This is a genomic window from Rhodoferax sp. RT5P35, assembly GCF_056521385.1.
Genome location: NZ_JBWMAX010000265.1, coordinates 1 through 1,149, shown reverse-complemented (window position 1 = coordinate 1,149; position 1,149 = coordinate 1). Strand labels below are relative to the sequence as shown.

The 1,149-nt window shown below is 65.7% G+C and carries 1 protein-coding gene and 2 pseudogenes; all 3 read left to right on the top strand.

Features of this window, described 5'->3' with window-relative positions; all coding sequences use genetic code 11:
- Positions 1 to 110: pseudogene (locus tag AC097L_RS25525) on the top strand (DUF3305 domain-containing protein); the annotation flags it as partial.
- Entirely contained in the window at positions 97 to 663 is a 567-nt protein-coding gene (locus AC097L_RS25520) for a DUF3306 domain-containing protein (RefSeq protein ID WP_479589498.1), read from the top strand. The pseudogene AC097L_RS25525 and the gene AC097L_RS25520, both read left to right, overlap by 14 nt.
- A pseudogene (locus tag AC097L_RS25515) lies at positions 644 to 1,149 on the top strand (4Fe-4S ferredoxin); the annotation flags it as partial. The gene AC097L_RS25520 and the pseudogene AC097L_RS25515, both read left to right, overlap by 20 nt.

The window sequence follows — 1,149 nt, the reverse complement described above, 5'->3', positions numbered from 1 at the left end:
AGGAGCCCAAGCGCCGCAAGCGGCCCGAGAGCTTCCGGACTTTGACGGACCGCTTTGGCAACCCTGCCAGCATCAGCACCGAGAAAAAATCCGGTGGTGGCCGTGGCTGACGGGTTTTTGGGCCGCTGGTCGCAGCGCAAACAGGCCGTGCGGGAAGGCAAGGCGCTTGAAGAGCCCGTTGTCAAACCCGCGGCCCCGGTGGCACCCGTACCGATAGCGCCCGCTGCGGTTGCCGTTGCGCCCGTTGAAGACGCGCCGCCACCGCCCACCCTGGATGATGTGAAGCGGCTCACCGCCGAGTCTGATTTCAAGCCCTTTGTCGCGCGGGACGTGGCGCCTGACGTGCGCAACGCGGCCATGAAAAAACTCTTCACCGCCCCTCACTACAACGTGATGGATGGGCTGGATATTTACGTCCACGACGACTCCGAGCCCGACCCGCTACCCGAAGCAGTGCTGCGCCAGATGGCCAGCGCCAACTTTCTCACGCTGTTTGACGATGAGCCGGACGCCACCAGCGCCGCGCCTGTACGGGATGATGCCAATACCCTCACCGCGCATTCCGTGGCACAGTCTGCGCCACTCACCCACACCGGCACTGAACCCCTGACCGACAACAAGTCCCACGCACTGGGCACCGACCATGACCACACTGATTTGTGACTGCAACCAAACCATGCCGCTGGACCCCAAGCGCCTGGGCGCGGCGCTGAATGAAAACCTGACGCTGCATTCCACCTTGTGCCGGCGCGAGGCCGGCGCCTTTCTGGCGGGGGTCAAGGCGGGCGATGATCTGGCGGTCGGCTGCACCCAGGAAAAACGGCTGTTCACCGAGCTGGCAGAAAATGCCCCCGGCGCAGGGCGTGGGGCGACGGCGTATGCGCCGATTCGCTTCGTGAACATCCGCGAAACCGGTGGCTGGAGTCGCGATGCGGCCCAGGCCAGCCCCAAAATCGCGGCCCTGCTGGCGGCGGCCCATCTGCCCGAACCGGACCCGGTCGCGACCGTTACCTACCAGAGTGCAGGGCGCTTGTTGATCATTGGCGAACTGGGCGCCGCCGAGCGCGCCGCCGAGCTGCTGGGTGATGCGCTTGACATCACGCTGTTCACGCAGGGTGCGGGCGATACGCGGGGCTTTGGCGGCGCGAT